Source organism: Cupriavidus sp. BIC8F (assembly GCF_032465815.1).
Classification (GTDB): Bacteria; Pseudomonadota; Gammaproteobacteria; order Burkholderiales; family Burkholderiaceae; genus Cupriavidus; species Cupriavidus necator.
This window is the reverse complement of sequence record NZ_CP136094.1, coordinates 550,013-576,171: the sequence shown is the minus strand read 5'-3', so window position 1 is coordinate 576,171 and position 26,159 is coordinate 550,013. Positions and strand designations below refer to the sequence as shown.

General features: G+C 66.5%; 24 protein-coding genes. 13 read left to right on the top strand and 11 right to left on the bottom strand.

Annotation, left to right across the window (positions count from 1 at the left end):
- Positions 1-42 precede the first annotated feature (42 nt).
- A complete protein-coding gene (locus tag RS901_RS02635; protein WP_010815007.1) occupies positions 43-354 on the top strand; it encodes a pyrimidine/purine nucleoside phosphorylase in 312 nt (103 codons plus the stop codon).
- A gap of 33 nt (positions 355-387) precedes the next feature.
- On the opposite strand, the gene murB is transcribed toward RS901_RS02635, so the two are convergent.
- Entirely contained in the window at positions 388-1,398 is a 1,011-nt protein-coding gene (gene murB / locus RS901_RS02630) for a UDP-N-acetylmuramate dehydrogenase (protein WP_316151390.1), read from the bottom strand.
- A gap of 125 nt (positions 1,399-1,523) precedes the next feature.
- Here murB and RS901_RS02625 point away from each other — a divergent pair, with 125 nt between their 5' ends.
- Complete coding sequence (locus RS901_RS02625; RefSeq protein WP_316151388.1) at positions 1,524-2,009, top strand: YajQ family cyclic di-GMP-binding protein; 486 nt, start codon at positions 1,524-1,526, stop codon at positions 2,007-2,009.
- Between the two features lie 52 nt (positions 2,010-2,061).
- Here RS901_RS02625 and RS901_RS02620 read toward each other — a convergent pair whose 3' ends face one another.
- The 3 genes from RS901_RS02620 to RS901_RS02610 all read right to left on the bottom strand — a co-directional run bounded on the left by RS901_RS02620 (position 2,062) and on the right by RS901_RS02610 (position 3,674).
- Positions 2,062-2,520: a DUF192 domain-containing protein gene (locus RS901_RS02620; RefSeq protein ID WP_316151386.1), complete on the bottom strand. Its 459-nt coding sequence runs from the start codon at positions 2,518-2,520 to the stop codon at positions 2,062-2,064.
- 191 nt (positions 2,521-2,711) lie between these two features.
- The gene (locus tag RS901_RS02615; RefSeq protein ID WP_316151385.1) at positions 2,712-2,909 is read right to left on the bottom strand and encodes a hypothetical protein; all 198 of its coding nucleotides are present in this window, start codon (positions 2,907-2,909) and stop codon (positions 2,712-2,714) included.
- Positions 2,910-2,993: 84 nt separating this feature from the next.
- Positions 2,994-3,674 carry a pseudouridine synthase gene (locus RS901_RS02610; RefSeq protein WP_316151384.1) on the bottom strand — a complete coding sequence of 227 codons (681 nt, stop codon included), beginning with the start codon at positions 3,672-3,674 and terminating at the stop codon, positions 2,994-2,996.
- A 273-nt stretch (positions 3,675-3,947) separates the two neighbouring features.
- Between RS901_RS02610 and icd the strand changes: the two genes are divergently transcribed.
- Together icd and RS901_RS02600 are read left to right on the top strand one after the other, a co-directional pair.
- Complete coding sequence (gene icd / locus RS901_RS02605) at positions 3,948-5,198, top strand: NADP-dependent isocitrate dehydrogenase (RefSeq protein WP_013957886.1); 1,251 nt, start codon at positions 3,948-3,950, stop codon at positions 5,196-5,198.
- A 148-nt stretch (positions 5,199-5,346) separates the two neighbouring features.
- The gene (locus RS901_RS02600; protein ID WP_316151380.1) at positions 5,347-5,808 is read left to right on the top strand and encodes a VOC family protein; all 462 of its coding nucleotides are present in this window, start codon (positions 5,347-5,349) and stop codon (positions 5,806-5,808) included.
- A gap of 214 nt (positions 5,809-6,022) precedes the next feature.
- Here the strand turns inward: RS901_RS02600 and RS901_RS02595 are convergent, their stop codons facing one another.
- Positions 6,023-6,229, bottom strand: coding sequence for a cold-shock protein (locus RS901_RS02595; protein ID WP_010814999.1), 207 nt, complete (start codon positions 6,227-6,229; stop codon positions 6,023-6,025).
- Positions 6,230-6,741: 512 nt separating this feature from the next.
- Between RS901_RS02595 and clpS the strand changes: the two genes are divergently transcribed.
- From clpS to RS901_RS02575, 4 genes are all read left to right on the top strand, one after another.
- The gene (gene clpS / locus RS901_RS02590; RefSeq protein WP_010814998.1) at positions 6,742-7,068 is read left to right on the top strand and encodes an ATP-dependent Clp protease adapter ClpS; all 327 of its coding nucleotides are present in this window, start codon (positions 6,742-6,744) and stop codon (positions 7,066-7,068) included.
- Positions 7,065-9,359 (top strand): ATP-dependent Clp protease ATP-binding subunit ClpA, encoded by a 2,295-nt coding sequence (clpA, locus tag RS901_RS02585; RefSeq protein WP_010814997.1) that lies wholly within the window; start codon positions 7,065-7,067, stop codon positions 9,357-9,359. The genes clpS and clpA overlap by 4 nt, the downstream gene beginning before the upstream one ends.
- Positions 9,360-9,535: 176 nt before the next feature.
- Positions 9,536-10,543 carry a tripartite tricarboxylate transporter substrate binding protein gene (locus tag RS901_RS02580; protein ID WP_316151374.1) on the top strand — a complete coding sequence of 336 codons (1,008 nt, stop codon included), beginning with the start codon at positions 9,536-9,538 and terminating at the stop codon, positions 10,541-10,543.
- A 42-nt stretch (positions 10,544-10,585) separates the two neighbouring features.
- The gene (locus tag RS901_RS02575; RefSeq protein ID WP_316151372.1) at positions 10,586-11,434 is read left to right on the top strand and encodes a VOC family protein; all 849 of its coding nucleotides are present in this window, start codon (positions 10,586-10,588) and stop codon (positions 11,432-11,434) included.
- A 54-nt stretch (positions 11,435-11,488) separates the two neighbouring features.
- Here RS901_RS02575 and dut read toward each other — a convergent pair whose 3' ends face one another.
- From dut to RS901_RS02550, 5 genes are all read right to left on the bottom strand, one after another.
- A complete protein-coding gene (gene dut, locus RS901_RS02570) occupies positions 11,489-11,989 on the bottom strand; it encodes a dUTP diphosphatase (RefSeq protein ID WP_011615967.1) in 501 nt (166 codons plus the stop codon).
- A gap of 71 nt (positions 11,990-12,060) precedes the next feature.
- Positions 12,061-13,263, bottom strand: a complete 1,203-nt coding sequence (gene coaBC / locus RS901_RS02565; RefSeq protein ID WP_316151369.1) for a bifunctional phosphopantothenoylcysteine decarboxylase/phosphopantothenate--cysteine ligase CoaBC — start codon at positions 13,261-13,263, stop codon at positions 12,061-12,063.
- Between the two features lie 191 nt (positions 13,264-13,454).
- Entirely contained in the window at positions 13,455-13,985 is a 531-nt protein-coding gene (lspA, locus tag RS901_RS02560) for a signal peptidase II (RefSeq protein WP_316151368.1), read from the bottom strand.
- Complete coding sequence (gene ileS / locus RS901_RS02555) at positions 13,985-16,879, bottom strand: isoleucine--tRNA ligase (RefSeq protein WP_316151366.1); 2,895 nt, start codon at positions 16,877-16,879, stop codon at positions 13,985-13,987. Before ileS ends, lspA begins: the two co-directional genes overlap by 1 nt.
- Positions 16,880-17,004: 125 nt before the next feature.
- Positions 17,005-18,000: a bifunctional riboflavin kinase/FAD synthetase gene (locus tag RS901_RS02550; RefSeq protein WP_114133712.1), complete on the bottom strand. Its 996-nt coding sequence runs from the start codon at positions 17,998-18,000 to the stop codon at positions 17,005-17,007.
- A gap of 226 nt (positions 18,001-18,226) precedes the next feature.
- Here RS901_RS02550 and RS901_RS02545 point away from each other — a divergent pair, with 226 nt between their 5' ends.
- Positions 18,227-20,041 carry a hybrid sensor histidine kinase/response regulator gene (locus tag RS901_RS02545; RefSeq protein ID WP_316151364.1) on the top strand — a complete coding sequence of 605 codons (1,815 nt, stop codon included), beginning with the start codon at positions 18,227-18,229 and terminating at the stop codon, positions 20,039-20,041.
- Positions 20,042-20,079: 38 nt separating this feature from the next.
- Here the strand turns inward: RS901_RS02545 and RS901_RS02540 are convergent, their stop codons facing one another.
- A complete protein-coding gene (locus RS901_RS02540) occupies positions 20,080-20,739 on the bottom strand; it encodes a response regulator (RefSeq protein WP_011615962.1) in 660 nt (219 codons plus the stop codon).
- A gap of 257 nt (positions 20,740-20,996) precedes the next feature.
- Between RS901_RS02540 and purN the strand changes: the two genes are divergently transcribed.
- The 4 genes from purN to RS901_RS02520 all read left to right on the top strand — a co-directional run bounded on the left by purN (position 20,997) and on the right by RS901_RS02520 (position 26,104).
- Entirely contained in the window at positions 20,997-21,665 is a 669-nt protein-coding gene (purN, locus tag RS901_RS02535) for a phosphoribosylglycinamide formyltransferase (RefSeq protein WP_316151362.1), read from the top strand.
- On the top strand, positions 21,662-23,056 hold the full coding sequence (locus RS901_RS02530; RefSeq protein WP_316151361.1) for an RsmB/NOP family class I SAM-dependent RNA methyltransferase: 1,395 nt from the start codon (positions 21,662-21,664) through the stop codon (positions 23,054-23,056). The genes purN and RS901_RS02530 overlap by 4 nt, the downstream gene beginning before the upstream one ends.
- A 65-nt stretch (positions 23,057-23,121) precedes the next feature.
- Positions 23,122-24,528: a mechanosensitive ion channel family protein gene (locus RS901_RS02525; protein ID WP_316151360.1), complete on the top strand. Its 1,407-nt coding sequence runs from the start codon at positions 23,122-23,124 to the stop codon at positions 24,526-24,528.
- A gap of 385 nt (positions 24,529-24,913) precedes the next feature.
- Positions 24,914-26,104 carry a DesA family fatty acid desaturase gene (locus RS901_RS02520; protein WP_013957873.1) on the top strand — a complete coding sequence of 397 codons (1,191 nt, stop codon included), beginning with the start codon at positions 24,914-24,916 and terminating at the stop codon, positions 26,102-26,104.
- The last annotated feature ends 55 nt before the right edge of the window (positions 26,105-26,159 follow it).

Genomic DNA, 26,159 nt, shown 5'->3' with positions numbered 1-26,159 from the left:
CCTCTTTTTACGTCTTTCGGACAGAAACCCAAGGAGATGGAAGTGAGCCAGTTCGACAACGTGTCGGTCGTCAAGAAAGCCAATCTGTACTTTGACGGCAAGTGCGTCAGCCACACCGTGCTGTTCCCGGACGGCACCCGCAAGACGCTGGGCGTGATCTTCCCGGCCGCGCTGACCTTCAACACCGGCGCGCCCGAGATCATGGAAATCAACGCCGGCACCTGCCGCGTGCGCCTGGCCGGTTCGGAAGACTGGCAGACCTACGGCGCGGGCCAGCAGTTCAGCGTGCCGGGCAACAGCAGCTTCGATATCGAGGTGCAGGAAACGCTGGACTACGTCTGCCACTTCGCGTGACAGGCGCGGCGGGTCAGTCCTGGCCCGCTTGCTTTACAGCACCACCGGTTCCGGTTCGATGCGCACGCCAAAGCGTGCCTGCACCGCATCGGCGATGCGGTTGGCCAGCGCCAGCAGCATCGCGCCGGTGCCGCCGCCGTGGTGCACCAGCACCAGTGCCTGCTTGCCGTACACGCCCACCGGGCCGTCGCTGACGCCCTTGAAGCCGCAGCGGTCGATCAGCCAGCCGGCGGCCAGCTTGTAGCTGCCGTCCGGCTGCGCATAGCTGACCAGGTCCGGGTTGGCCTGCAACAGCGTGTCGCGCTGTGCCGCGCTGACCAGCGGGTTCTTGAAGAAGCTGCCGGCATTGCCGACTTGCGCCGGGTCGGGCAGCTTGCGCGAGCGGATCGCGACCACGGCGTCGCGAATCGTGGCCGCATCGGGCGCAGCCCGGCCATCGAGTTCGCGCGCCAGCTCCCCGTACGACAGCACCGGTTGCCACGCCTTGGGCAGGCACAGCGTCACCGCCGTGATGATGTAGCGGCCGGCGCCGGCGCGCTTGAACAGGCTGTCGCGGTAGCCGAAGCCGCACGCCCGCAGGTCCAGCCAGACGAATGCGCCGGTGTGGCGGTCATAGGCGCGCACGCCTTCGAAGCGCTCGCGCAGCTCCACCCCGTAGGCGCCGATGTTCTGGATCGGTGCGGCGCCCGCGGTGCCGGGGATCAGCGCCAGGTTTTCAAGCCCGGGCATGCCGTCGGCGATGGTGCGGTTGACCAGTGCGTTCCAGTTTTCGCCGGCGCCGGCGGTGACCAGCCAGGCATCGCCAGTCTCCTCCGGCTGGTAGCCGGGGATTTCCATCAGCAGCACCAGCGCGTCCAGGTCGCCCGTCAGCACCACATTGCTGCCGCCGCCCAGGACCACCAGTGGCAGGCCGTCGGCACGCGGGTCGGCCAGTGCCGCGGTCAGGTCGGCTTCGCTGCGCACATGCACCGCAAAGCGCGCGCGCGCGTCGAATCCGAATGTATTGTGGCGACGCAGGGGATAGAATTCGTGGAAATCTGCCATGCAAGGAAAAGGTGACGCGGCCGCCGCTGGTGGGCAGGCGACCCGGAACTGCGAGGTAGGCTGGATTATACGGAAGGCGCCGCGCGCGGCCGGCTTCCGGGCATACGGATCACAAGGAGAATGCAATGCCGTCGTTTGATGTAGTGTGCGAAGCGAACATGGTCGAGGTGAAGAACGCCGTCGAACAGGCCAACAAGGAAATCTCGACGCGCTTCGATTTCAAGGGCTCGGACGCCCGGGTCGAGCAGAAGGAAAATGAACTGACTGCCTTTGCCGACGATGATTTCAAGCTGAGCCAGGTTAAGGATGTGCTGATCAACAAGATGGCCAAGCGTAACGTGGACGTGCGCTTCCTGGACTACGGCAAGATCGACAAGATCAGCGGCGACAAGGTCAAGCAGGTGATCACGATCAAGAAGGGCGTGACCGGCGACCTGTCCAAGAAGATCGTGCGCATGATCAAGGACAGCAAGATCAAGGTGCAGGCCAGCATCCAGGGCGATGCGGTGCGCGTGTCGGGTGCCAAGCGCGACGACCTGCAGAGCGTGATGGCGATGCTGCGCAAGGACGTGTCCGAGGCGCCGCTGGACTTCAACAACTTCCGCGACTGACCCTTGCCCTCCGCGCCGGCGCTCCTGCCGGCGCCGCCTGGCGCTGCCGCACTCAGCGAGTCTGCGGCAGTCCGCCGATTTTCACGCCGGCCTTGATGCCTTTCTGCGTGAACCATCCCTTGTTCATTTCCAGCGCATAGCGGATCGCCGCCTTCGGGCAATGGTTGTTCTCCGTGCGCGGCGCCATGTCCTCGATATTGACGATGGTGCCGTCATCGGCCAGGAAGGCGATCGACAGCGGCAGCTCGGTGTTGCGCATCCAGAAGCAGTGGCCCGCCTTCTGCTCGAACACGAACAGCATGCCGGCGTTGGGGGCCATGGCCGTGCGGTACATCAGCCCCTGCTCGCGTGCCGCCGGTGTGGCGGCAACCTCCGCCTGGATCGCAAACATGCCCGCGGTGAGCGGCACCACCGGCAGCGCGGCCTGCGCGTGCGCGATCCCGGCGCTAAGCGCGAGCAGGCCAGCAATTGAGGAGCATCGTGACAACAGCGTCTTGGACAGGAAGGACATGGTGTTCGGTCTGAAATGGCGCGGGCAGCGGCAGCCGCAAGCATAGCGCACGCGCGGCGTGCTGATGTGCGGCCGACGGTACGCCGCACCTCGACAGTCCTATACCGGCAACAAAAAAGGCAGGCGCCTGGCGGCAGCCTGCCATTTCTTTCCTGCCTCGCGCACTCACGGGGCAGGGAGGCCGCCAGCAATTACTGGGCAGCCGGGGCCGACGCGGCGGCGGCCTTCTTCTTGCTGTGCTTCTTGGTGGTGGTCTTCTTCTTGGCGGCCTTCGGGGCTTCCTTGGTGGCCGCGGGCGCTGCAGTGTCGGCGGCGGCAGGTGCCGAAGCCTGGGCGAAGGCGCCGGTGGCGAACAGGCCAACAACCAGAGCAGCGATCAGTTTTTTCATGGCGTATTACCTCGAAGGATAAGAACAGTCGGAAAGTTTGACGCGTGATAGGACGTGTCCCCGACAAGAACGAGGCCGTTGCCGTCAGGGTTGACCCGCGATTTGTTTTTTTTTGTAACGAGAGCGGCGCTTGGTGTCAACCGTCCCGGCTTTCGATACATCGGGCCGCCGCGCCGGATCCGGCCGGGCACGCGGAGCAACGGCCGCCAGTCCCAGTTGGGCGGCGAACACCTCGCAGCTTTCACCGGGCGCCAGCCCCAGGGTGCGCAGGTCAAGCGGGCCGATCCCGACCCGCACCAGCCGCAACGTGGGAAAGCCGACCGCGGCGGTCATGCGGCGCACCTGCCGGTTCTTGCCCTCACGGATCTTCAGTTCCAGCCACGCGGTCGGGATCGCCGCGCGAAAGCGCACCGGCGGCTGGCGCGGCCACAGCCAGTCGGGCGCCTCGATCGCGCGCACCCTGGCCGGCTGCGTGACGAAGTCGCCCAGGTCTACCCCGGCGCGCAGCCGGGCCAGCGCGGCGGCATCGGGAATGCCTTCGACCTGTGCCAGGTAGGTCTTCTCCAGCTTGTGGCGCGGGTCAGCGATGCGGGCCTGCAGCGCGCCGTCGTCGGTCAGCAGCAGCAAGCCCTCGCTGTCGGCATCGAGCCGCCCGGCCGGGTAGACGCCGGGCACGCTCACGCACGCGGCCAGCGTCGGGCGCGTCGGGTGTTCCGAGAACTGGCTCATGGTGCCAAACGGCTTGTTCAGGGCAATCAGGGTCATGGGGCGCAAGTATGCCGCAGTGGCGCGCCGGGCCGGCGGATCGGAGGAACCGGGGTCCGGCGCGATTGGCGGATGATGAAAAATTGCTGCATAATACAAAATTAGTCTTGTGTCTTATATAAGACTGAAGGCCACCCAGGGTGGCGCCAGGGTGATGCAATGCAGCACGGGCGCGCGGTAAGGCCCGCTACAATGCCTCAGCGCCCTCTCCCCGAATCTCGCCGACCGGCCACGAACCGGCGGCAGTCACAACCGTTCCGTACTGGAGACGTCATGTACCAACATATCAAGGTTCCGGCCGGCGAAAAGATCACGGTCAACCAGGACTTTTCGCTGAATGTCCCGGACAATCCGATCATTCCTTATATCGAAGGCGACGGTACGGGCCTCGATATCACCCCGGTGATGATCAAGGTGGTCGACGCGGCCGTGGCCAAGGCCTATGGCGGCAAGCGCAAGATCGCCTGGATGGAGATCTATGCCGGCGAGAAGTCGACCAAGGTCTACGGCCCGGACGTGTGGCTGCCGGACGAAACCCTGGAGGTGCTCAAGGACTATGTGGTCTCGATCAAGGGCCCGCTGACCACGCCGGTGGGCGGCGGCATCCGCTCGCTGAACGTGGCGCTGCGCCAGCAGCTGGACCTGTACGTCTGCCTGCGCCCGGTGCGCTACTTCAAGGGCGTGCCCTCGCCGGTGCGTGAGCCGGAAAAAACCGATATGGTGATCTTCCGCGAGAACTCGGAGGACATCTACGCCGGTATCGAATGGGCGGCCGAGAGCGACCAGGCCAAGAAGCTGATCGCCTTCCTGCAGAACGAGATGGGCGTGAAGAAGATCCGCTTCCCGGCGACCTCGGGCATCGGCATCAAGCCGGTCTCGCGCGAGGGCACCGAGCGCCTGGTGCGCAAGGCGATCCAGTACGCCATCGACAACGACAAGCCGTCGGTGACGCTGGTGCACAAGGGCAATATCATGAAGTTCACCGAAGGTGGCTTCCGTGACTGGGGCTACGAGCTGGCGCAAAAGGAATTCGGTGCCGAGCTGGTCGACGGCGGCCCGTGGTGCAAGTTCAAGAACCCGAAGACCGGCAAGGACATCGTGGTCAAGGACGCCATTGCCGACGCCTTCCTGCAGCAGATCCTGCTGCGTCCCGCCGAATACTCGGTGATCGCCACGCTGAACCTGAACGGCGACTATGTCTCCGACGCGCTGGCCGCGCAGGTCGGCGGCATCGGCATCGCCCCGGGCGCCAATATGTCTGACTCGGTCGCCATGTTCGAGGCCACCCACGGCACCGCGCCGAAGTACGCCGGCAAGGACTACGTCAATCCTGGCTCTGAAATCCTGTCGGCTGAAATGATGCTGCGCCACATGGGCTGGACCGAAGCCGCGGACCTGATCATCTCGTCGATGGAGAAGTCGATCCTGTCCAAGAAGGTGACGTACGACTTCGCCCGCCTGCTGGAAGGCGCGACGCAGGTGTCGTGCTCGGGCTTTGGCCAGGTGATGATCGACAATATGTAAGCACGGACTCCCGCTGCGGCGGGCGACCTGCCAAGGAAAACCCCGGTGCCGCCTGATCGGCGCCGGGGTTTTTTCTTGCCCCGGGCGCCAGTGTTGCCTAGAACGTCAGGGGTTGGACTGACGGGCCTGGCGGCCCGAGGAGACAGGCATGGACGATCCCTTCCGCCGCACCGCGTTCGGTGCGGCCCTCTTCTACAAGGACCCGCTGGCGGCCCTGGACTGGCTGGAGCGTGCCTTCGGCTTTGAGCGGGTCATGGTGATCCGCGACCAGCAGGGCCAGCTGGTGCATTCTGAAATGCGTTTCGGCGACAGCTACCTGATGGTGGGCAGCGAGTGGGCGGACTTTACCGCCAGCCCGGCCTCGATCGGAGGCAAGAATACCCAGACCCTGCATGTGCACCTGCAGGAAGGGCTGGACCAGCATTGCGAGCGCGCCCGCGCCGCCGGGGCCGTGATCCTGCGCGAGCCGCAGGACGAGTTCTACGGCGACCGGACCTACACCGCGCGGGACATGGAGGGACATGTCTGGACCTTTGGCCAGACTGTGCGCAAGGTCACCAGGGAAGAGGCCGAGCAGGCCAGCGGGCTGAAGATCGACGGCTGGGCCTGATGGCCCGGACCCGGGGGGCCGGAAAGCAGAAAGCCCGGCGCGAAGCCGGGCATTCCGTCGGATGTGGTGCGTGCAGCTGATCCGAGCCGGCACCCGCCGCGCCGCCGTGGCGGCAACGCGGGGCGCTGGCATCGATCCCGTCCCGGGGGAGCTCCCCCCACACCCTGGTTGACCACTCCGCGGCTCTGCGGCCGGGATGCGGTCGCGGCGCGCTTTAGCTGGCGTCCTGGATATTGGTGGCTTGCTTGCCCTTGGGGCCCTGGACCACCTCGAACGAGACGCGTTGACCTTCCTTCAGCGTCTTGAAGCCGGACATCTGGATAGCCGAAAAGTGCGCAAACAGTTCTTCTTCGCCCTCGTCCGGCTTGATGAACCCGAAGCCCTTGGCGTCATTGAACCATTTGACGATACCGCTTGCCATATACTCCCCCACGAAATAGCAGATTTCAAAGCGGGGAAGCCTTGCCGGCCAGACGGCACGGATTGCGGCGCCATGACCTGCCGCGTCCTGAGGTGCGGCCGGCGATGACGCGCGGCGAGGTGCAATCGCGTGGCGGCCAGTCTCGATGCTGACTCGCCGCCGCGGCGGCCGTGGCCTCCCTGCTCACGGATCACCTGCCTCGGCTGTTGCTTTGGCTCGTTGGCCGTCGGCAGGTGTGCGAACGATTCTTCTGGCAAAGCCGGATACTGTCAAGTTGGCGGATTCCCCACTGCCAGCAGGGTGTGGCGGGAATGGGACGGCACCTGGTGGTACCTTGGCGGCATGCGCCAGGGCTGCCGTACATGCTGTCCCGCCGCGCCGGCCACGTGCCTTGCAATGCCTCCCGCGTGAAATTCCGCGTCCTTCCACCACCGGAAACAGGTGACCCGGCTCTTGAATCCGGCGCCTTTTCCCCAAATTGCAGAGTTGCGAGTAAGGGTTAGAATAAAGCCATGGCTACACGGCTTGCGAATGTTCCACAACGCGAAGCGGGCACCATCCTGGAGCGGAAAGAGCAGGCGCTTAAACCGCCCGCCATGTTCAAGGTGGTGCTGCTTAATGACGACTACACTCCGATGGAGTTTGTAGTGATGATCCTGCAGCAGTATTTCAGCAGGGACCGGGAAACGGCGACGCAGATCATGCTCACCGTGCACCGGGAAGGAAAGGGCGTCTGCGGTATCTACACCAGGGATATTGCAGCGACTAAGGTCGAGCTGGTGTCAACGCACGCGCGGCAGGCGGGGCATCCCCTGCAGTGCGTGATGGAGGAAGCATGATTGCGCAAGAATTGGAAGTGAGCCTGCATATGGCGTTTGTCGAAGCCAGGCAGGCACGCCACGAGTTCATTACCGTGGAGCACCTGCTGCTGGCATTGCTCGACAATCCCACGGCAGCCGAAGTCTTGCGCGCCTGCGCGGCCAATATAGAAGACCTGCGCACCAGCCTTAAGAACTTCATCGCGGATAACACGCCGGTGGTGCCGGGTACCGACGAGGTCGATACCCAGCCCACGCTCGGTTTCCAGCGCGTGATCCAGCGTGCGATCATGCATGTCCAGTCCACTTCCAACGGCAAGAAGGAAGTGACGGGTGCCAACGTGCTGGTCGCGATTTTCGGCGAGAAGGATTCGCACGCGGTCTATTACCTGCAGCAGCAGGGCGTGACCCGTCTGGACGTGGTCAATTTCATCAGCCACGGCATCCGCAAGGACCAGTCCGAGCCCGCCAAGCATGGCGATGCCGCCGGCGAAGGCGAGGGCGGCGACGGCAAGGAAAGCCCGCTCGAGCAATACACCCAGAACCTGAACACGCTGGCCAAGGCCGGCAAGATCGACCCGCTGATCGGCCGCGAGAGCGAAGTCGAGCGCGTGGTTCAGGTGCTGTGCCGCCGGCGCAAGAACAACCCGCTGCTGGTCGGCGAGGCCGGCGTCGGCAAGACCGCGATCGCCGAGGGCCTGGCGTGGCGCATCACCAAGAACGAGGTGCCGGACATCCTGGAAAAGGCCACCGTCTACTCGCTCGACATGGGTGCGCTGCTGGCCGGCACCAAGTACCGCGGTGACTTCGAACAACGCCTGAAGGGCGTGCTGAAGTCGCTCAAGGACAATCCGAACGCGATCCTGTTCATTGACGAGATCCACACGCTGATCGGCGCGGGCGCTGCCTCGGGCGGGACGCTGGACGCCAGCAACCTGCTCAAGCCGGCGCTGTCGTCGGGCCAGCTCAAGTGCATCGGCGCGACCACCTTCACCGAGTACCGCGGCATCTTCGAAAAGGACGCGGCGCTGTCGCGGCGCTTCCAGAAGATCGACGTGGTCGAACCCTCGGTGGACCAGACCGTGCAGATCCTGCGCGGCCTGAAGTCTCGCTTCGAGGAGCACCACGGCGTCAAGTACGCGGCCTCGGCGCTGACCGCGGCAGCGGAGCTGTCGGCCCGCTTCATCACCGACCGCCACCTGCCCGACAAGGCGATCGACGTGATCGACGAAGCCGGCGCGGCGCAGCGCATCCTGCCGAAGTCCAAGCAGAAGAAGACCATCGGCAAGGGCGAGATCGAGGACATCGTCTCGCGCATTGCGCGCATCCCGCCGCAGAGCGTGAACCAGGACGACCGCAGCAAGCTGCAGACGCTGGACCGCGACCTGAAGTCGGTGGTGTTCGGTCAGGACCCGGCGATCGAAGCACTGGCCTCGGCGATCAAGATGTCGCGCGCCGGCCTGGGCAAGACCGACAAGCCGATCGGCTCGTTCCTGTTCTCGGGCCCCACGGGCGTGGGCAAGACCGAAGTCGCCAAGCAGCTCGCCTTCATCATGGGCATCGAGTTGCTGCGCTTCGACATGTCCGAGTACATGGAACGCCACGCGGTGAGCCGCCTGATCGGCGCGCCGCCGGGATACGTCGGCTTTGACCAGGGCGGCCTGCTGACCGAGGCCGTCACCAAGAAGCCGCACTGCGTGCTGCTGCTGGACGAAATCGAGAAGGCGCACCCGGATATCTTCAATATCCTGCTGCAGGTGATGGACCATGGTTCGCTGACCGACAACAATGGCCGGCGCGCCGACTTCCGCAACGTGATCATCATCATGACCACCAACGCGGGGGCGGAGACCATGAACCGCGCCACCATCGGCTTCACCAGCTCGCGCGAGCAGGGCGACGAGATGGCCGACATCAAGCGCATGTTCACGCCGGAATTCCGTAACCGCCTGGATGCCATGATCAGCTTCCGGTCGCTGGATGAGGAAATCATCCTGCGCGTGGTGGACAAGTTCCTGATGCAGCTGGAAGAGCAGCTGCACGAGAAGAAGGTGGAAGCCAGCTTTACCGAGAAGCTGCGCAAGTTCCTGGCGCACAAGGGGTTCGATCCGCTGATGGGCGCGCGCCCGATGCAGCGCCTGATCCAGGACATGATCCGCAAGGCCCTGGCCGACGAGCTGCTGTTCGGCCGGCTGGTTTCGGGCGGCAAGGTGGTGGTGGACCTGGACGAGCAGGACCAGATCAAGCTCGATTTCTCCGAGATCGAGCCGGAACCGCCCGAGGCGCCCGAGGAACAGCGCGCCGAAGCCTGAGCGGTTATCGGCCGCGTTGCCTGCAACGTGGCCGGTCATCGGGCAAAATACAGGGGCGGCAGTCATGCCGCCCCTTTTCTTTTTGTTCCGGCGGCCGCCGGCCATGCCCGTCCGGGCACGGGTTTGCGGCCGCCGCTGGCCGTGCAACCGGCCAGGAATCCAGCCTGAAAACCCTGATGTCCTCTGCCGAACGCACGCGGCGCCGCCGCCTGCTGCTCAAGATCCTGCCGCTGGGCGCCATGCCCGTCCCGATGCTCCACGCCGCTGCCGCCACCGGCGCCGAACCGCCGGCGGGCAACCGTCCGATCGCGCTGGTGCTGCCGTTCCCGCCTGGCGGGAGCGTCGACATCGTGGCCCGGCAGCTGCAGCCCGGGCTGAAGGCGGCGCTGGGGCAGACCGTGGTGGTCGATAACAAGCCGGGTGCCGGTGGCCTGATCGCATCGAGCACCGTGGCGCGCGCGAAGCCGGACGGCACCACCCTGTTGATGGCCTTCGATACCCACGCCATCAACCCTTTTGCCTACAAGCAGCTGCCCTACGACACCTTCCGCGATTTCTCGCCAATCTCGCAGCTGGTGCGCTTTCCGCTGGTGATTGCGGCCAATCCCGCGCTGCCGGTGGCCAATGTGCGCGAGCTGGTGGCGCTGGCCAAGGCCAGGCCCGACGGCGTGCGCTATGCCTCGTCCGGCATTGGCAGCCTGAACCAGCTGGCGGCCGAGGCGCTGGCGACCGAAGCCGGCGTGCACATGCTGCATGTGCCCTACAAGGGCGGCGGCCCGGCCGTGCAGGCGGTGCTGTCCAACGAGGTCGATATTTTCTTCAGCAGCTATGCCGCGGTGCAGGCGCACGTGGCCGCACGCACCATCAAGGTGCTGGGCGTGACCGGCACCAGCCGGCTGCGCCAGCTGCCGCAGGTGCCGACGGTGGCCGAGCAGGGGCTCAAGGGCTTCGAGGCCTACTCCTGGATCGGCGTATTCGGCCCGGCCGGCCTGCCGGCATCCACGGTCACGCGCATCCACGACGCGCTGGTCGAATCGCTGCGCCAGCCGCGCGTGGTCGATGCGCTGGCCGCGCAGGGCTTCGAGATCGTGGGTGGCAGCCCGGCCGACCTCGGCAACCTGGTGCGCCGCGAGCATGACAAATGGCAGGCCGTGGCGCACAAGGCCAATATCCAGTTCGAATGACGATGTCCGGCGCCGGTGCGCCGTGAAACCGAGAGGATGCCGATGGCAACGCAAGCGGAAATGTTCGACCACGCCGTGGTGGTGTGCCCAGACCTCGATGCCGGGGCCCAGGCGTGGCGCCGGCTCGGCTTTACGCTGACGCCGCGCGGCTACCACACGCTCGGCTCGCAGAACCACTGCATCATGCTGCGGCGGGACTACCTTGAGCTGCTGCACGTGACCGCGCCCAGCCCCAGCCGCCAGTACTACTGGGATGCGCAGGCGCACGGCGGCGGCTGCGCGGCGATGTCGTGCAAGAGCGCCGACGCCTTTGCCACCGCGGCACGGTTGCGTGCGGCGGGCTGGCACACCTCGGACCCGATCGAGTTCTCGCGTCCGGTGCGGCTGGATGACGGCAGCGAGCACCCGGCCACCTTTCGCGTGACCGCGCTCGACGATGCGCCGGGCGCGCGCTACTTCGTCTGCGAGCACCGTACGCCCGAACTGCTGTGGCGGCCCGAATGGACCCGCCATGCCAACGGCGCGCAGAGCATCGCCACCATGTTCCTGGTGGTGGCACCCGCGCTGGTGGACGCCGCCGCGCGCGCCTACGCGGAGCTGACCGGCGGCGAGCTGACGCAGCTGAGCGAACATGTCTGCAGCCTGGCGCTGGATGATGCCACGCTGGTGGTCAGCACGCCGCAGGCGCTGGCTTCGGCCACCGGCACCGCGCATATCCGGCGCGAGGGGCCGGGCTACGCGGCGATCCGCCTGCGCACCAATGACCTGGCGGCCGCGCGTGCCGGCTGGCGCGAACAGGGTGTGCCGACCCACGACCTGGGCCCGCGCGAGACCCTGGTGCTGGCGGATGCCGCCAGCGGCGTGGCGCTGCTGTTCGAGCAGCAGGGCTGAAAAGCAAACTGGCGGCCCGCGGGGCGCCAGTGTCTTGTGCGGCCGGAGGCTGCGTCAGGCGCTGGCCTTGGCGTGATGCACGCCGGTCGAGCCAAAACCGCCCGCGCCGCGCTCGCTGTCTTCGCTGAATTCTGCCACCGTCGAAAACACCGGCCGCAGCACCGGCACGAACATCATCTGCGCGATGCGCTCGCCCGGCTGGATCACGATCGGCTCGGTGCCGGGAGCGTTGCGGTTCCACACGCTGACCATGATCTGGCCCTGGTAGTCGGCATCGATCACACCGATCGAATTGCCCAGCACCAGGCCCTTCTTGTGGCCCAGGCCAGAGCGCGGCACGATGGTCGCGGCCATGTACGGGTTGCCCATGTGCACGGCGATGCCGGCTGGCACCAGTTGCGCGGGCGTGCCCGGCGCGATCGATACCGGGGCGTCGACGCAGGCATGCAGGTCGATGGCTGCGGCCATTTCGCTCTGGTAGGCGGGCAGGCCCCATTCATTCAGGCGCGCATCAAGCACCTTGATTTCGACGGTCGGGTTCAGTGGCTGGGTCATGGGAATCCTGGGGGAAATCGGTTCAACGGAATAGGTGGCAGCCGCGCATGATACCGGACGCGCGTCCGCCATCAGGGCCGTGCGCGCCCGGGCAGGCGCTGGCCGATCGCCGCCACCAGCTGCCGCGCCAGCGACAGCTTGTCGGCACGCGGCAGCCGCGTCATGCCGGCGGCGTCGAACAGCACGATCTCGTTGTCGTCCAGGCCGAAGGTATGGTGGCCGATATTGCCGACCAGCAGCGGCACGCCCTTGCGCTGGCGCTTCTGCTCGCCGTACTGCTCCAGGTTCTCGCTCTCGGCGGCAAAGCCGACGCAGTAGGGTGCGTCGGCCCGCGCCGCGACCGAGGCCAGGATGTCGGGGTTCTGCACGAACTGCAGCGTGGGGGTGTCGGTATCGTTGGCCTTCTTCAGCTTCTGCTGCGCGACTTCAGCCGGGCGCCAGTCCGCCACCGCGGCCACGGCGACAAAGACATCCACGCCGTGCAGCTGCGCGATCACCGCGTCATGCATCTGCTGCGCGCTGCGCACGTCGGTGCGCACCACGCCGCGCGGGGTGGGCAGGCCGGTGGGGCCGGCCACCAGCAGCACCTCGGCGCCGGCCTCGCGCGCCGCGCGCGCGATCGAGAAGCCCATCTTGCCGGACGACAGGTTGGTGATGCCGCGCACCGGGTCGATCGCCTCGAAGGTCGGGCCGGCGGTGATCAGCACGCGCTTGCCTTGCAGTGGCTTGGGCTGGAAGAAGGCGATGATGTCGTCGAGCAGCTCTTCGGGCTCCAGCATGCGGCCGTCGCCGACCTCGCCGCAGGCCTGGTCGCCGCTGCCGGGCCCCAGGATCATCACGCCGTCGGCGCGCAGCTGCGCGGCGTTGCGCTGGGTGGCGGGGACGGCCCACATCTGGCGGTTCATCGCCGGTGCCACCAGCAGCGGGCAGTCGCGCGCGATGCACAGGGTGCTGAGCAGGTCGTCGCACAGCCCGTTGGCCAGGCGCGCCATGAAATCGGTCGAGGCCGGGGCGATGACGATGGCATCGGCCTCGCGCGACAGGTCGATGTGCGCCATGTTGTTGTCGATGCGGGCATCCCACTGCGACAGGAAGACCGGCCGGCCGGACAGGGCCTGCATCGTCACCGGCGTGATGAAATGCGTCGCCGCCTCGGTCATGGCCACTTGCACGGTGGCGCCGGCCTTGGTCAGCAGGCGGACCAGTTCGGCCGACTTGTAGCAGGCGATGCCGCCGGTCAGGCCGAGAACGATGTGCTTGCCGCGCAAATCCATGGTGGGGAACCTGGCTGGGGAGAAAGGGAAATGATACCGGGGAAGCCGGCTGAGGGTTGGCTCCCCTCTCCCGCACGGCGGGAGAGGGGCCGGGGGTGAGGGCGGGGGCTTCGATGGGCGTGGTGCCTTGCTGAACCACCCCTCACCCTACCCTCTCCCCATGAGGGGAGAGGGGAACACAATCAGGGCGCTCAGTGCCGCCGCACCCGCCGCAACTCGTCCACGATCAGCAGCACCGCGCCGACCGTGATCGCGCAGTCGGCCACATTGAAGGCCGGCCAGTGGTAGTTGCGCACATAGAAGTCCAGGAAATCGATCACGTGCCCGTAGACCACGCGGTCGATCACGTTGCCGACCGCGCCGCCCAGGATCAGCGACACCGCGAAGCAGAACATGCGCTGGCCGGTATGGCGGTACAGCAGCCAGACGATGAACGCACCCACCACGAGGCCAAGACCGGTGAAGAACCAGCGCTGCCAGCCGCCGGCATCGGCCAGGAAGCTGAACGCCGCGCCCTTGTTGTAGACCAGCACCAGGTTGAAGAAACCGGTCACCGGGCGCGATTCACCGTAGGTGAAGGTGCGCACGATGACGATCTTGAAGAACTGGTCGAGCACTACCACCAGCAGCGCGAAGGCCATCCACAGCAGCGGGGTGGTGCTGCCGGCGGCCTTGTTGTTGCGGCGGGCCGGGCGGGCGGAACGGGACGTGGTCGATGCCATCAGGCATGGCTCCTGTGTTCACCGGCGCCGAACAGGTTGCTGTCGCAGCGCCCGCAGAGGGTGGGGTGGTCCGGGTTGTGGCCGACATCGGCGCGGTAGTGCCAGCAGCGCTCGCACTTGGCGTGCGCCGACGGGGTCACCGTGACCAGCAGGTCGCCGGCCTCGGGCGCGTGCGTTACCTTGGCCGACGAAGTCAGCAGCACGAAGCGCAGGTCATCGCCCAGGCTCTGCAGCGCGTCCAGCACCGGGCCGCCGGCCTGGATGGTCAGCTCGGCCTGCAGCGACGAGCCGATCTCGCCTTCCACGCGCACCGCTTCCAGCTGCTTGGTGACCTCGGCGCGCACTTCGCGCAGCGTGTGCCACTTCTGCAGCAGGTCGTCGGCGCCGTCGTCGACTTCCGGCACCGTGTAGTAGGTGCTGGTGAAGATGGTGTCGGTGTGCTCGGTGCCGTGGGCGAAGATCTGCCACGCTTCCTCGGCGGTGAAAGACAGGAACGGTGCCATCCAGTGCAGCATCGCCTGGGTGATGTGGTACAGCGCGTTCTGCGCTGCGCGGCGGGCCTTGGAGTCCGGCGCGGTGGTGTACAGGCGGTCCTTCAGCACGTCGAGGTAGAAGCCGCCCAGGTCCTCGGAGCAGAACGTCTGCAGCTTGGACACCACCGGGTGGAATTCATACGACTCGTAGTGCGACAGCACTTCCTGCTGCAGTTGCGCGGTCAGCGCCACGGCGTAACGGTCGATCTCCAGCCATTCCGACGCCGGCAGCGCATGCTTGGCGTGGTCGTAGTCGGACAGGTTGGACAGCAGGAAGCGCAGCGTATTGCGGATGCGGCGGTAGCTTTCCACCACGCGCTTGAGGATCTCGTCCGAGATCGACAGCTCGCCGGAGTAGTCGGTCGAGGCCACCCACAGGCGGATGATCTCGGCGCCCATCTTGTTGGTGATGTCCTGAGGCGCCACGGTGTTGCCGACCGACTTGGACATCTTGCGGCCCTCGCCGTCGACGGTGAAGCCGTGCGTCAGCAGCGCCTTGTAGGGCGGCTTGCCGTACAGCATCGACGCGGTCAGCAGCGACGAGTGGAACCAGCCGCGGTGCTGGTCCGAGCCTTCCAGGTACAGGTCGGCGAGGCGGCCATCGGGTTCATCGGCAGACGGATCGTACAGGTCGTCGCGGTGCGAGCTGCGGACCACGGTCCAGTGCGTGGTTCCGGAGTCGAACCAGACGTCCAGCGTGTCGCGATTCTTTTCGTACTGGCTGGCCTCGTCGCCGAGCAGTTCCTTCGGATCCAGCGTCTGCCAGGCCTCGATGCCGTGCTGTTCGACGCGCTTTGCCACTTCTTCCAGCAGCTGCGGCGTGCGCGGGTGCAGCGCGCCGGTTTCCTTGTGCAGGAAGAAGGCCATCGGCACGCCCCACTGGCGCTGGCGCGACAGCGTCCAGTCCGGCCGGTTGGCGATCATGTTGTGCAGGCGCTGCTTGCCCCAGGCCGGGTAGAACTCGGTGGCGTCGATGCCGGCCAGCGCGGTCTCGCGCAGGGTGGGGCCGGTCTTGCCGTTCTCGTCGGCCGGGTCCACGTCCATGCCCGCGAACCACTGCGAGGTGGCGCGGTAGATGATCGGCGTCTTGTGGCGCCAGCAGTGCATGTAGCTGTGGGTGTACTTGTGCGAATTGAACAGGTTGCCCGAGGCCTGCAGCACCTCGACGATCTTCGGGTTGGCGTCCCAGATCGACAGCCCGCCAAAGAGCGGCAGCGTGCCGGCATAGACGCCGTTGCCCATCACCGGGCTGATGATGTCCGAATCGGCCATGCCGTGCGCCTTGCACGACTGGAAGTCTTCCACGCCGTAGGCCGGCGCCGAGTGCACGATGCCCGAGCCGGTGTCGGTGGTGACGTAGTCGCCCAGGTAGACCGGCGACAGGCGGTCATAGCCCGCGTCCATCTTCGCCAGCGGGTGGTGGAAGCGGATTTCCGACAGTGCCGCGCCAGTGGCGGTGGCCACGACCTTGCCTTCCAGGCCGTAGACCTTCAGTTGCTCCTCGACGCGCTCGGTGGCCAGGATCAGGTAGCCGCGCGGGGTCTCGACCAGCGCGTATTCCACTTCCGGGTGCACGTTCAGCGCCTGGTTGCTCGGGATGGTCCACGGCGTGGTGGTCCAGATCACGATCCAGCCAGGCTTGCCGTCGAGCTGCTCGAAGGGCACCTTGAAGGCGTGCGCCAGCTTGTCGGCTTGCGCGAACGGGAAGCCCACGTCGATCGACAGGTCGACCTTGTCCTTGTATTCGACCTCGGCCTCGGCCAGCGCCGAGCCACAGTCGAAGCACCAGTTCACTGGCTTCAGGCCGCGGAACACATAGCCCTTCTCCATGATCTTGCCGAGTGCGCGCAGTTCATCCGCCTCGTTGCTGTAGTTCATGGTCAGGTAGGGGTGGTCCCAGTCGCCCAGCACGCCCAGGCGTTCGAAATCCGCCATCTGGCGCTTGATCTGCTCGGTGGCGTAGGCGCGAGCCTTGGCCTGGACCTCCTGCACCGGCAGGCCCTTGCCGAATTTCTTCTCGATCTGGATCTCGATCGGCATGCCGTGGCAGTCCCAGCCCGGCACGTAGACGGCGTCCAGCCCGGTCAGGCCGCGCGCCTTGATGATCATGTCCTTGAGCACCTTGTTGACGGCGTGGCCGATATGGATGTCGCCGTTGGCATACGGCGGGCCGTCGTGCAGCACGAACTTCTTCGCGCCCTTGCGCGCCGCGCGGATCTTCTTGTAGAGCTGCTTGTCCTGCCACTGCTTGACCCACTGCGGCTCGCGCTTGGGCAGGTCGCCACGCATCGGGAAGGGCGTGTCGAGCAGGTTGACGGGATACTTGCTTTTCTCGGGCTTGGCGCGTTTGTCGTCAGACATTTCGATTCTCAGGGCAATTCGGGTTGGCGCGCAGGCGGCGGCAGGCCGGCGGGCGCGCGGAAAGACTGGGGCAGGCGGCGTGCGTGCCGGGCCCGCGCCACTGGCGTGCGGGCAGGCGCCGGCCGCTACCTAATTCGGTCGGTGGCGGAGGTGGCGAAGTCGCGCCCGCCGCTGCCTTCGGCCGCGCCCGGGGCGGTCAGGCCGAAGAAGGCGCGCGCATCGGCGCTGTCCTTGGCGATGGCGGCGGTGAGCTCGTCCAGGTTGTCGAAGCGCGCTTCGTCGCGCAGCTTCTTCATGAATTCAACCCGCACCAGCTTGCCGTACAGGTTCTCTTTGAAATCGAACAGGTGGACCTCCAGCAGCACCCGGCCGGCGTCCTCGATGGTGGGGCGCACGCCGATGCTGGCCACGCCCGGCAGGGGTTGGTCGGCGATGCCGTGCACCTGCACCACGAAGATGCCGCTGACTGCCGGCCGCTTGTGCGAGATGCGCAGGTTCAGCGTGGGGAAGCCCAGGTCGCGGCCCAGCTTGCGGCCGTGGATCACGTGGCCGCTGATGGCATAGCCGTGGCCGAGCAGGCGCCGGGCATGCTCCAGGTCGCCGTCGGCCAGCGCCTGGCGGACTGCCGAACTGGAGATGCGGATGCCGCCTTCGGACACCGAGCCCATCTGTTCGACATCGAAACCGTAGCGGCGCCCGGCTTCCTGCAGGTAGGTATAGTCGCCGGCGCGCTTGGCGCCGAAGCGGAAGTCGTCGCCGACCAGCACCCAGCGCGCGTGCAAGCCGTGCCACAGCACGTTCTCGACGAACGCCTGCGGCGACTGGGCGGCGAAGTGGGCGTTGAAGTGTTCCACCACCACCCGGTCCACGCCGTTGCGGCGCAGGCTTTCCAGCTTGTCGCGCAGCAGCGCAATGCGGGTGGGGGCCTTGTCCGGGGTGAAGAACTCGCGCGGATGCGGCTCGAAGGTCATCACGCACAGCGGCAGGCCGCGTGCATCCGCCGCTGCGCGCGCACGCGCGAGCAGCGACTGGTGGCCGCGATGCACACCGTCGAAATTGCCGATGGTGAGCGCGCAGGGCGCCCGGCTTTCGGCGTTGGGCAGGCCGCGGAAGACTTTCACGGGGACGGCGGGAAACGATTTAGGTAAAGCGAGCATTATAAGGCGAATGGGTCCGCTTGCCGCTCCCGCCGCCCGCGGCCGGTGCCGCGCTGCTGTATTTGTGCCGCAACCGGCCCTCGCGGCATGGCGCAATGCCGCAAAAGGCGGCATGATATGGCCCACTTTGGCTCCACTTCGGCCCTGGCACCTGCTGCCCCGATATCCGCCCATTCCAAGCCAGCCACACTTGAAAGCGCTGCCCAACCGGTTCTTTTCCCGGCTCCTGCCCCGAGTCCTGCCTCAGGCGGCCGCCCAGCTCGACGTCGAGACGCGCGCCAAGCTGATGGCCATCGTGCACAAGAACTCGCCTACGGCGATCGTGGCCTCGGTGCTGCTGCCCGCGCTGACCACACTGGGATTCTGGAACGACGTGAGCCACTCGGCCTTGCTCGGCTGGTGCGCGGTGATGCTGCTGCTGACGGTTGGCGGCCTGTGGTTCTACGTCGGCTACCAGCGCGACCATGCCTCGATGAGCCGTTCCGCGCACACGCGCAAGTGGTGGAACAATATGCGCGCGGTTGCCTTCCTGACCGGCATGACCTGGGGCAGCTCGGCGCTGCTGCATTTGTATACAGGCTCGGAGGTGTTCTCCAGCGTGCTGTACCTGCTTACCCTTGGGGTGCTGGCTGGCGGCGCGGTGTCACAGGCGCCGGTGCCGTCGAACCTGGTCTATGCCGGCGTGCCGATCCTGGTGCCCAACATCCTGATGGCGGAATTCGCCTTTCCCGGCCATGGCGCCTATGTGCAGGGGCTGCTGGTGATCTATGGGGGGATGCTGTCGCGCCATGCCTTCAACCTGCAGGTCACGCTGGTGCGCGCCATCCAGCTCGAGGGCGACAGCCGCCGCCTGGCCAAGCAGTTCCAGGATGAAAAAGAGCGCGCGCTGCATGCCAGCGAGGAGAAGTCGCGCTTCCTGGCTGCCGCCAGCCACGACCTGCGCCAGCCGGTGCATGCGCTGGTGATGCTGGTGGAGGCGCTGCGCGCGCGCAACCAGTCGTCGGCGCTGCATCCGCTGGTGGAGCAGGTGGCGGCGGGCACCCAGACCATCGACCTCTTGTTCCGTTCGCTGCTGGACCTGTCCAAGCTGGAAGGGCGCAAGGTGCTGCCGACGCTGGAGCCATGCGAGCTGGGCGCGCTGATCCGCGACGTGATGAGCCAGTTTGCCGCCGATGCGCGTGAAAGCGGCCTGACCCTGACCCCGCGCGTTCCCGACGAGCTGTACGCCATGGCCGAGCCGGTGCTGTTGCGCCGGGCCCTGTTCAACCTGGTGCAGAACGCGCTGCGCTACACCCAGCGCGGCGGCGTGCTGGTGACCGCGCGCCAGCGCCGCAAGAATGTGCGGCTGGAAGTCTGGGATACCGGCGCCGGCGTGACACCCGAGCACCTGCCCGACATCTTTTCGCCGTACTACCAGGTCCATAACCCGCAGCGCGACCCGTCGCAGGGCCTGGGCCTGGGGCTGGCCATCTTCAAGGAGTGCGTGCGCCTGATGCGCGGCACCTATGGCGTGCGCTCGGTGCCGGGCAAGGGTTCGGTGTTCTGGTTCGCGCTGGCGACGGTGCCGGCCGAGACCGTCGCCAGCGTGCGCGAGATGCGCGCGATGGCGCAGGCGGAAGAGGCCAAGCCCGACCGCCTGCAGGGCACGGTGCTGGTGGTCGACGACGACAGCCAGATCCGCAAGGCCTGGATCGCGCTGATGGAGGCCTGGGGCATCCGCGTGGCCTGCGCCGCGCACGGCGCCGAGGCCGACAAGCTGTTTGCCAAGGGCCTGCGCCCGGACATCATCTTCTGCGACCTGCGCCTGCCCGGCAGCGAGAACGGACTGGATTTGCTCGAGCGCTGGCAGAACACGCAGCCGCAGGCGCGCAGCGCGCTGCTGACCGGCGACCTGAAATCCGCCGCGCTGGCGGCGGCGGAAGAGGCGGGGTATTTCGTGCTGCCCAAGCCGGTGGACCCGGCTTCGCTGCGGCTGCTGCTGCGCCGCTGGCTGCGGCCGGCATAGGGCGGGGGGCGAAGGACGGCGAAGGGTGCCGGCCTGCGTTACTGGCGCAGGCGGAACCGCTCCATGCGCGACATCACCTGCATGCGCGTGCGCACGCCCAGGCGCTGCAGGATGGCCGACACGTGTTCCTTGACGGTGTTCTCGGTCAGCCCCAGGCGGCGCGCGATCACCTTGTTCGGCAGGCCTTCCAGCACCAGCGCCAGCACCGAGCCCTGGCGCGGCGTCAGGCCGAGCTCGGCCGGCGTGACCGGAATGCCGTGGGCGGGCCCGAACGACTGCGCGCGGCCGTTCAGGGCCTCGTCGGTGGGGAAGGAGGTGTCGCCTGCCAGCACCTTGCGCACCGCGGCGGTGAAGGCATTGGCATCAAGGTGCTTGCCGACGAAGCCGCAGGCCGACAGCGCGCGGGCGCGGCCGACGATCTCGGGGGTGGCCTCGGCGGACATGAAGATGAAGCGTGCGCCTGGAATGACGGTCTTGAACGACTGCATGGCGTCAAAGCCCGTGCCATCGTTCAGCCAGATATCGAGCAGCACGATATCGGGGCGCAGCCCCTGCTGCAGGCTTGTCAGGGCTTCGCGGGCACTGCCGGCGGCATGGACTGCCACATCCGGCATGACTTCGGCGAGGAAAGCCGTAGTGCCTGACAAAGCCATAGGATGATCATCGACCACCAACAACGTCGGTGCAGCGTTCGACATGCGAATTCCCGTTCAAATTCCCGTTTCGTCCTTGTTGTCACCAGCTCTTGGCGAGCACTGTGTCAGGCACAGGGTTGGCGCGTGGACGTAGCGCCCACTCTAGCAGAGGGGGCGAAGCGTCACAATCCATCAATCGGGGGTATACGGTCACGCCGTCACATGTTAGAGACATCGCGCCCTGTCCGAATCTCGTGAATTAAGCACGTAATGCATTGGCTTTACCGGAGTTTAGCGCCTTGCCTTGGTAGAATTGCGCGATGAAAAAAATTGTCATCTTGATTTCCGGGCGAGGCTCCAACATGGAAGCCATCGTCCGTGCCTGCGCGGGGGGCGGCTGGCCTGCCCGGGTGGCGGCAGTACTGTCGAACCGGCCGGACGCCGCCGGGCTGCAATTCGCGCAGCAGCAGGGCATCGAAACCGGCGTGGTCGATCATCGCCAGCACCCTGACCGTGCCGCTTTTGATGCGGCCTTGGCCGAGGCCATCGACGCCCACGCGCCCGATCTGGTGGTACTTGCCGGTTTCATGCGTATACTCACGCCCGGCTTCGTCGACCGCTATGCGGGCCGGCTGCTGAATATCCATCCGTCGCTGCTGCCATGCTTCCCGGGCCTGAACACCCACAAGCAGGCGCTGGACGCCGGCGTCAAGCTGCATGGCGCCACCGTGCACTTTGTCACCCCTGAACTCGACCATGGCCCGATCGTGATCCAGGCTGCACTTGATGTGCAACCCGCGGACACGCCCGAGAGCCTGGCCGCGCGCCTGCTCGAATGTGAGCACGTGATCTATCCCCGCGCCGTGCAATGGTTCGTCGAGGACCGCCTGCAGCTGCAGGACGGCGTAGTCAACGTTATCAACCCGGCCGAATCGCAATTGCTGATGGCCATCTCCGCCACTACCCCGGCGGGAGGAGTCAAGGCATGAGTCGCACCCAGGCAGGAACCCGATCCCCGCGCAGCGAAGGACGCGCCCCCGTGCGCAGCAAGGGCAAGGGCAGCCCCATCCGCAAGTCGCCCAATGCCGACGGCGCCCCGGTTCGCTCGCACGGCGGCCTGCATGCCACCCATATCCAGCATATCGACCGCCTGCTCGGCAAGGTCATGCTATTTGCGCGCCCGGCCGATGCCGTGGTGAGCTATTACTTCCGCGAGAACAGCAAGCTCGGCCACCGCGAGCGCGGCATCATCGCCGAGGCCATCTACGCGGTGCTGCGCCGGCGCGTCGAGTTTGCGCAGTTTGCCGAAAGCGGCACGGGCGCGACCTCGCGCCGGCTGGCGCTGCTGGGCCTGGCCGCGACCCTGGGCCGCGACGCGCTGACGCCGTTCCTGCATCCCGAAGAAGCCGAGTGGCTGGACCGCCTGACCACGATCGAGCGCTCCAGCCTGGCGCCGCGCGTGCGCGCCAACCTGCCCGAGTGGCTCTACGATGAACTGGTGCGTGGCCACGGCGAGGCCTTTGCCGCGGCCCTGGGTGATGCGCTGCTGCGCCCGGCGCCGCTGGACCTGCGCGTCAACCTGGCCAAGACCAGCCGCGAGGCCGCGCTGGCCGAGCTGCAGGCCGCCGGCCTGGGCGCCGAGCCCACGCCGATGGCGCCGGCCGGCATCCGCATGGCCGGCAAGCCGGCGCTGAACCAGCTGCCGATCTTCGTCAACGGCCTGGTCGAGGTGCAGGACGAGGGCAGCCAGCTGCTGTGCAACCTGGTCGCACCCAAGCGCGGCGAGATGGTGGTCGACTTCTGCGCCGGCGCGGGCGGCAAGACCCTTGCGCTGGGCGCGGCGATGCGCTCGACCGGCCGGCTCTACGCCTTCGACGTATCGGAAAAACGCCTGGCCAACCTGAAGCCGCGGCTGGCGCGCAGCGGGCTGTCCAACGTCCATCCGGTGCTGATCGACTCCGAGCGTGATGCCAAGATCAAGCGCCTGGCCGGCAAGGCCGACCGCGTGCTGGTCGACGCGCCCTGCAGCGGGCTGGGCACGCTGCGCCGCAACCCCGACCTGAAGTGGCGGCAATCGCCGGAGTCGGTGCTGGAACTGACTGCCAAGCAGAGCGCGATCCTGGACTCGGCCGCGCGGCTGGTGAAGGGCGGCGGCCGCGTGGTCTACGCGACATGCAGCGTGCTTGAAGCCGAAAACGAGCAGATCGTGCGCGACTTCCTGGCTGCGCACCCCAACTTCCGCCTGGTGCCGGCCGCCGAAGTGCTGGCCGAGCAGAAGATCGAAGTGACCGGGCTGCCGGACCACGGCATGTTTGCCCTGTATCCGCACCTGCACCAGACCGACGGCTTCTTTGCCGCGGTGCTGGAGCGCACCAGCTGAGCGCCGGTGCCTGCCGGGCCGCCCGCCGATCGCGCGGGCGGCCGCGCCAACCCTGAGTTTCCTCCATGAACGGTGAGACCCTGTCCGACCTGGGCGGCCTGAAGGACCTGAAGGCCTCCCATTCCATGTTCGGCAAGATGCTGGACGACCTGATCCGCGACGCAGGCGGGCCGGGCTTCTTCTGGCAGCTGCTGGTGCTGGCCGGCTGCCTGCTGGTGGCGTGGCCGCTGGCGCGCTTCGTGGTGCGGCGCCTGGACGCGCGCTACGAAAGCTCAAGCTTTTCGGTGCGCTTTGCCGCCGCCAGTCTCGAGCGCGCCATGTTCCCGCTGGCCGGCTGGGTGCTGGTGCTGATCGCCCGCTTTGCGCTGGAGCCGCTGATCCCGATCAGCGTGCTGCGCCTGGCGCTGGTGCCGCTGTTCGGCATCACCTTCCTGAATTTCACCTTCTATGTGCTGCGCCGGGTGATGTCGGGCAGCGGCCAGCTGCACGGCATGCTGCTGCTGGTGGAGAAGGTGCTGACCACGCTGGTGTGGGCCGGCATGGCGCTGTACGTGCTGGGTGTGCTGGCGGACGTGGTGGCGTGGATGGAGGGCGTGCGCTTCTCGATCGGCGGCAAGCAGAAGATCAACCTGGCCGACACCCTGATGGCGGTGGTCTGGATCCTGCTGACGGTGCTGGTGGCGCTGTGGTTCGGGTCCTGGCTGGAAGAGCGGCTGATGCGCTCGACCAACCTCGACGGCAACCTGAAGGTGGTGCTGACGCGCATCTCCAAGGCCTTGCTGCTGCTGGTGTCGCTGCTGCTGAGCCTGTCGCTGGTAGGGATCGACCTGACCGTGCTGTCGGTGTTCGGTGGCGCGCTGGGCGTGGGCCTGGGGCTGGGTTTGCAGAAGATCGCCAGCAACTACATCTCCGGCTTCATCATCCTGCTGGATCGCTCGGTCAAGCTGGGCGACCAGATCACGGTGGACAAGTACACAGGCATCGTGTCGCAGATCCGCACCCGCTACACGGTGGTGCGCAACGGCGATGGCGAAACCCTGGTGCCGAACGAGCAACTGGTGGCGCAGCCGGTGCAGAACCATTCGTTCTCCAACACCAATGTGCGCGTGGCTACCCGGGTGCAGGCAGACTACAACGCCGATCCGGAAACGGTGATCGCGCTGCTGACCGCGTGCGTGCGCAACCTGCCGCGCGTGCTGCCCGACCCGGAGCCCGCCACTTTCCTGGTGCTGTTTGCCGATAGCGGCATCGAATACGAGGTTGCGGTCTTCGTGGCCGATCCGCAGAACGGCAAGCTGGGCGTGCAGTCCGCGATGAACCGCGCGATCTGGCGCACGCTGCGCGAGCATGGGATTTCCATCCCCTATCCGCAGCGCGAACTCCGCGTGCTGGGCGAGGCATCCTTGCCCAGCACCGACCTGGCCCCATCTAAGACCGTAGCGGAGACAGCGAATGCGCCGAGTGCCGCATAGGCCGCCAGACGGGCGCAGCATGCGCCACCCACGGAACGAAAACCGTGGCACCCCGTCAAAATCCGGGAAATAGCGTATGCTTGCGCGTCCCGCGATCCGGTAGAATGCCGGGTTGTCGCGGGTTGCAGCTAAGGTTGCAGCGCACGCTCCCACATCAGACAGCCGCCAGATTGCAGCGGCTCGTACCTTGTCCCGCCAGCCGAGGGTCATCCCAGCGCCGGCGCGAGACTCGTGTGCCTGGGAGCCCGGAATGACTTCGGGTCCCGTGGCAGGCGCCAGAAAGCTATCGCAATCACTTGGATTCGCAGCCTTTTTTCTGCGCATTGCGTGCACCGGCCCCGCCGGGCTGCACGGGAAAGTCCCTGTTTAACCGACGGAGAACAGTTTGTTCGACACTATTCTTGACTGGGCCGCCAACGGCCTTGCCAACTGGACCTGGTGGGAGATCGTCATCTACACGCTCGTGATGACGCATATCACGATCGCCGGCGTCACCATCTTCCTGCACCGCTGCATGGCGCACCGGTCGCTGGATCTGCACCCGATCGCCCAGCATTTCTTCCGCTTCTGGCTCTGGCTGACCACGGGCATGGTCACGCGCGAGTGGACCGCCATCCACCGCAAGCACCACGCCAAGTGCGAAACCGAAGAAGATCCGCACAGCCCGCAGACCCGCGGCATCCGCAAGGTGCTGCTGGAGGGCGCGGAGCTGTATCGGGCCGAATCCAAGAACAAGGAAACCATTGCCAAGTTTGGCCATGGCTGCCCCAATGACTGGGTCGAGCGCAATGTGTACTCGCGCTTCGGCTGGCAGGGTGTCGGCCTGATGCTGATCATCGACCTGGCGCTGTTCGGCGTGATCGGCATGACCGTGTGGGCCGTGCAGATGCTGTGGATCCCGATCCATGCCGCCGGCATCATCAATGGCCTGGGCCACTGGTGGGGCTATCGCAACTACGATTGCGAGGACGCCTCGACCAACGTGTCGCCGTGGGGCCTGATCATTGGCGGCGAAGAGCTGCACAACAACCACCACACCTACCCGACCTCGGCCAAGTTCTCGATCAAGTGGTATGAGTTCGATGTGGGCTGGGGCTATATCCGCGCGATGCAGGCAGTCGGCCTGGCCAAGGTCAAGAAGACCCCGCCCAAGGCGCGCCTGGTGGAAGCCCGCCCGGTTGACCACAACACGCTGGAAGCGATCATCGCCAACCGCTATGACGTGATGGCGCGCTACGCCAAGGCCGTCAAGGGCGCGTTCCGCCAGGAACTGGACAAGCTCAAGGAAGGCGGCGTGGCCGAGTACCGCAGCTTCAAGCCGGCCAGCAAGTGGTTCCACCGCGAGGAAACCAAGCTGGCCGCGCCGCAGCGCGAACAGCTGGCCAGCATCGTCGAACAGAACAAGGCGCTGCAGACCTTTGTCGAAATGCGCCGTGAACTGGCCGCCATCTGGGGCCGTTCCAACCTGACGCGCGAGCAGCTGCTGCAGCAGCTGCAGGCCTGGTGCCATCGTGCCGAGGCTAGTGGCATCCAGGCGCTGCAAGATTTCTCGCTGCGCCTGCGCCGCTACGCCTGATACAATCCGGCCGCGCCGTATGGTTTGACAAAGCCCCGCCCATGGCGGGGCTTTT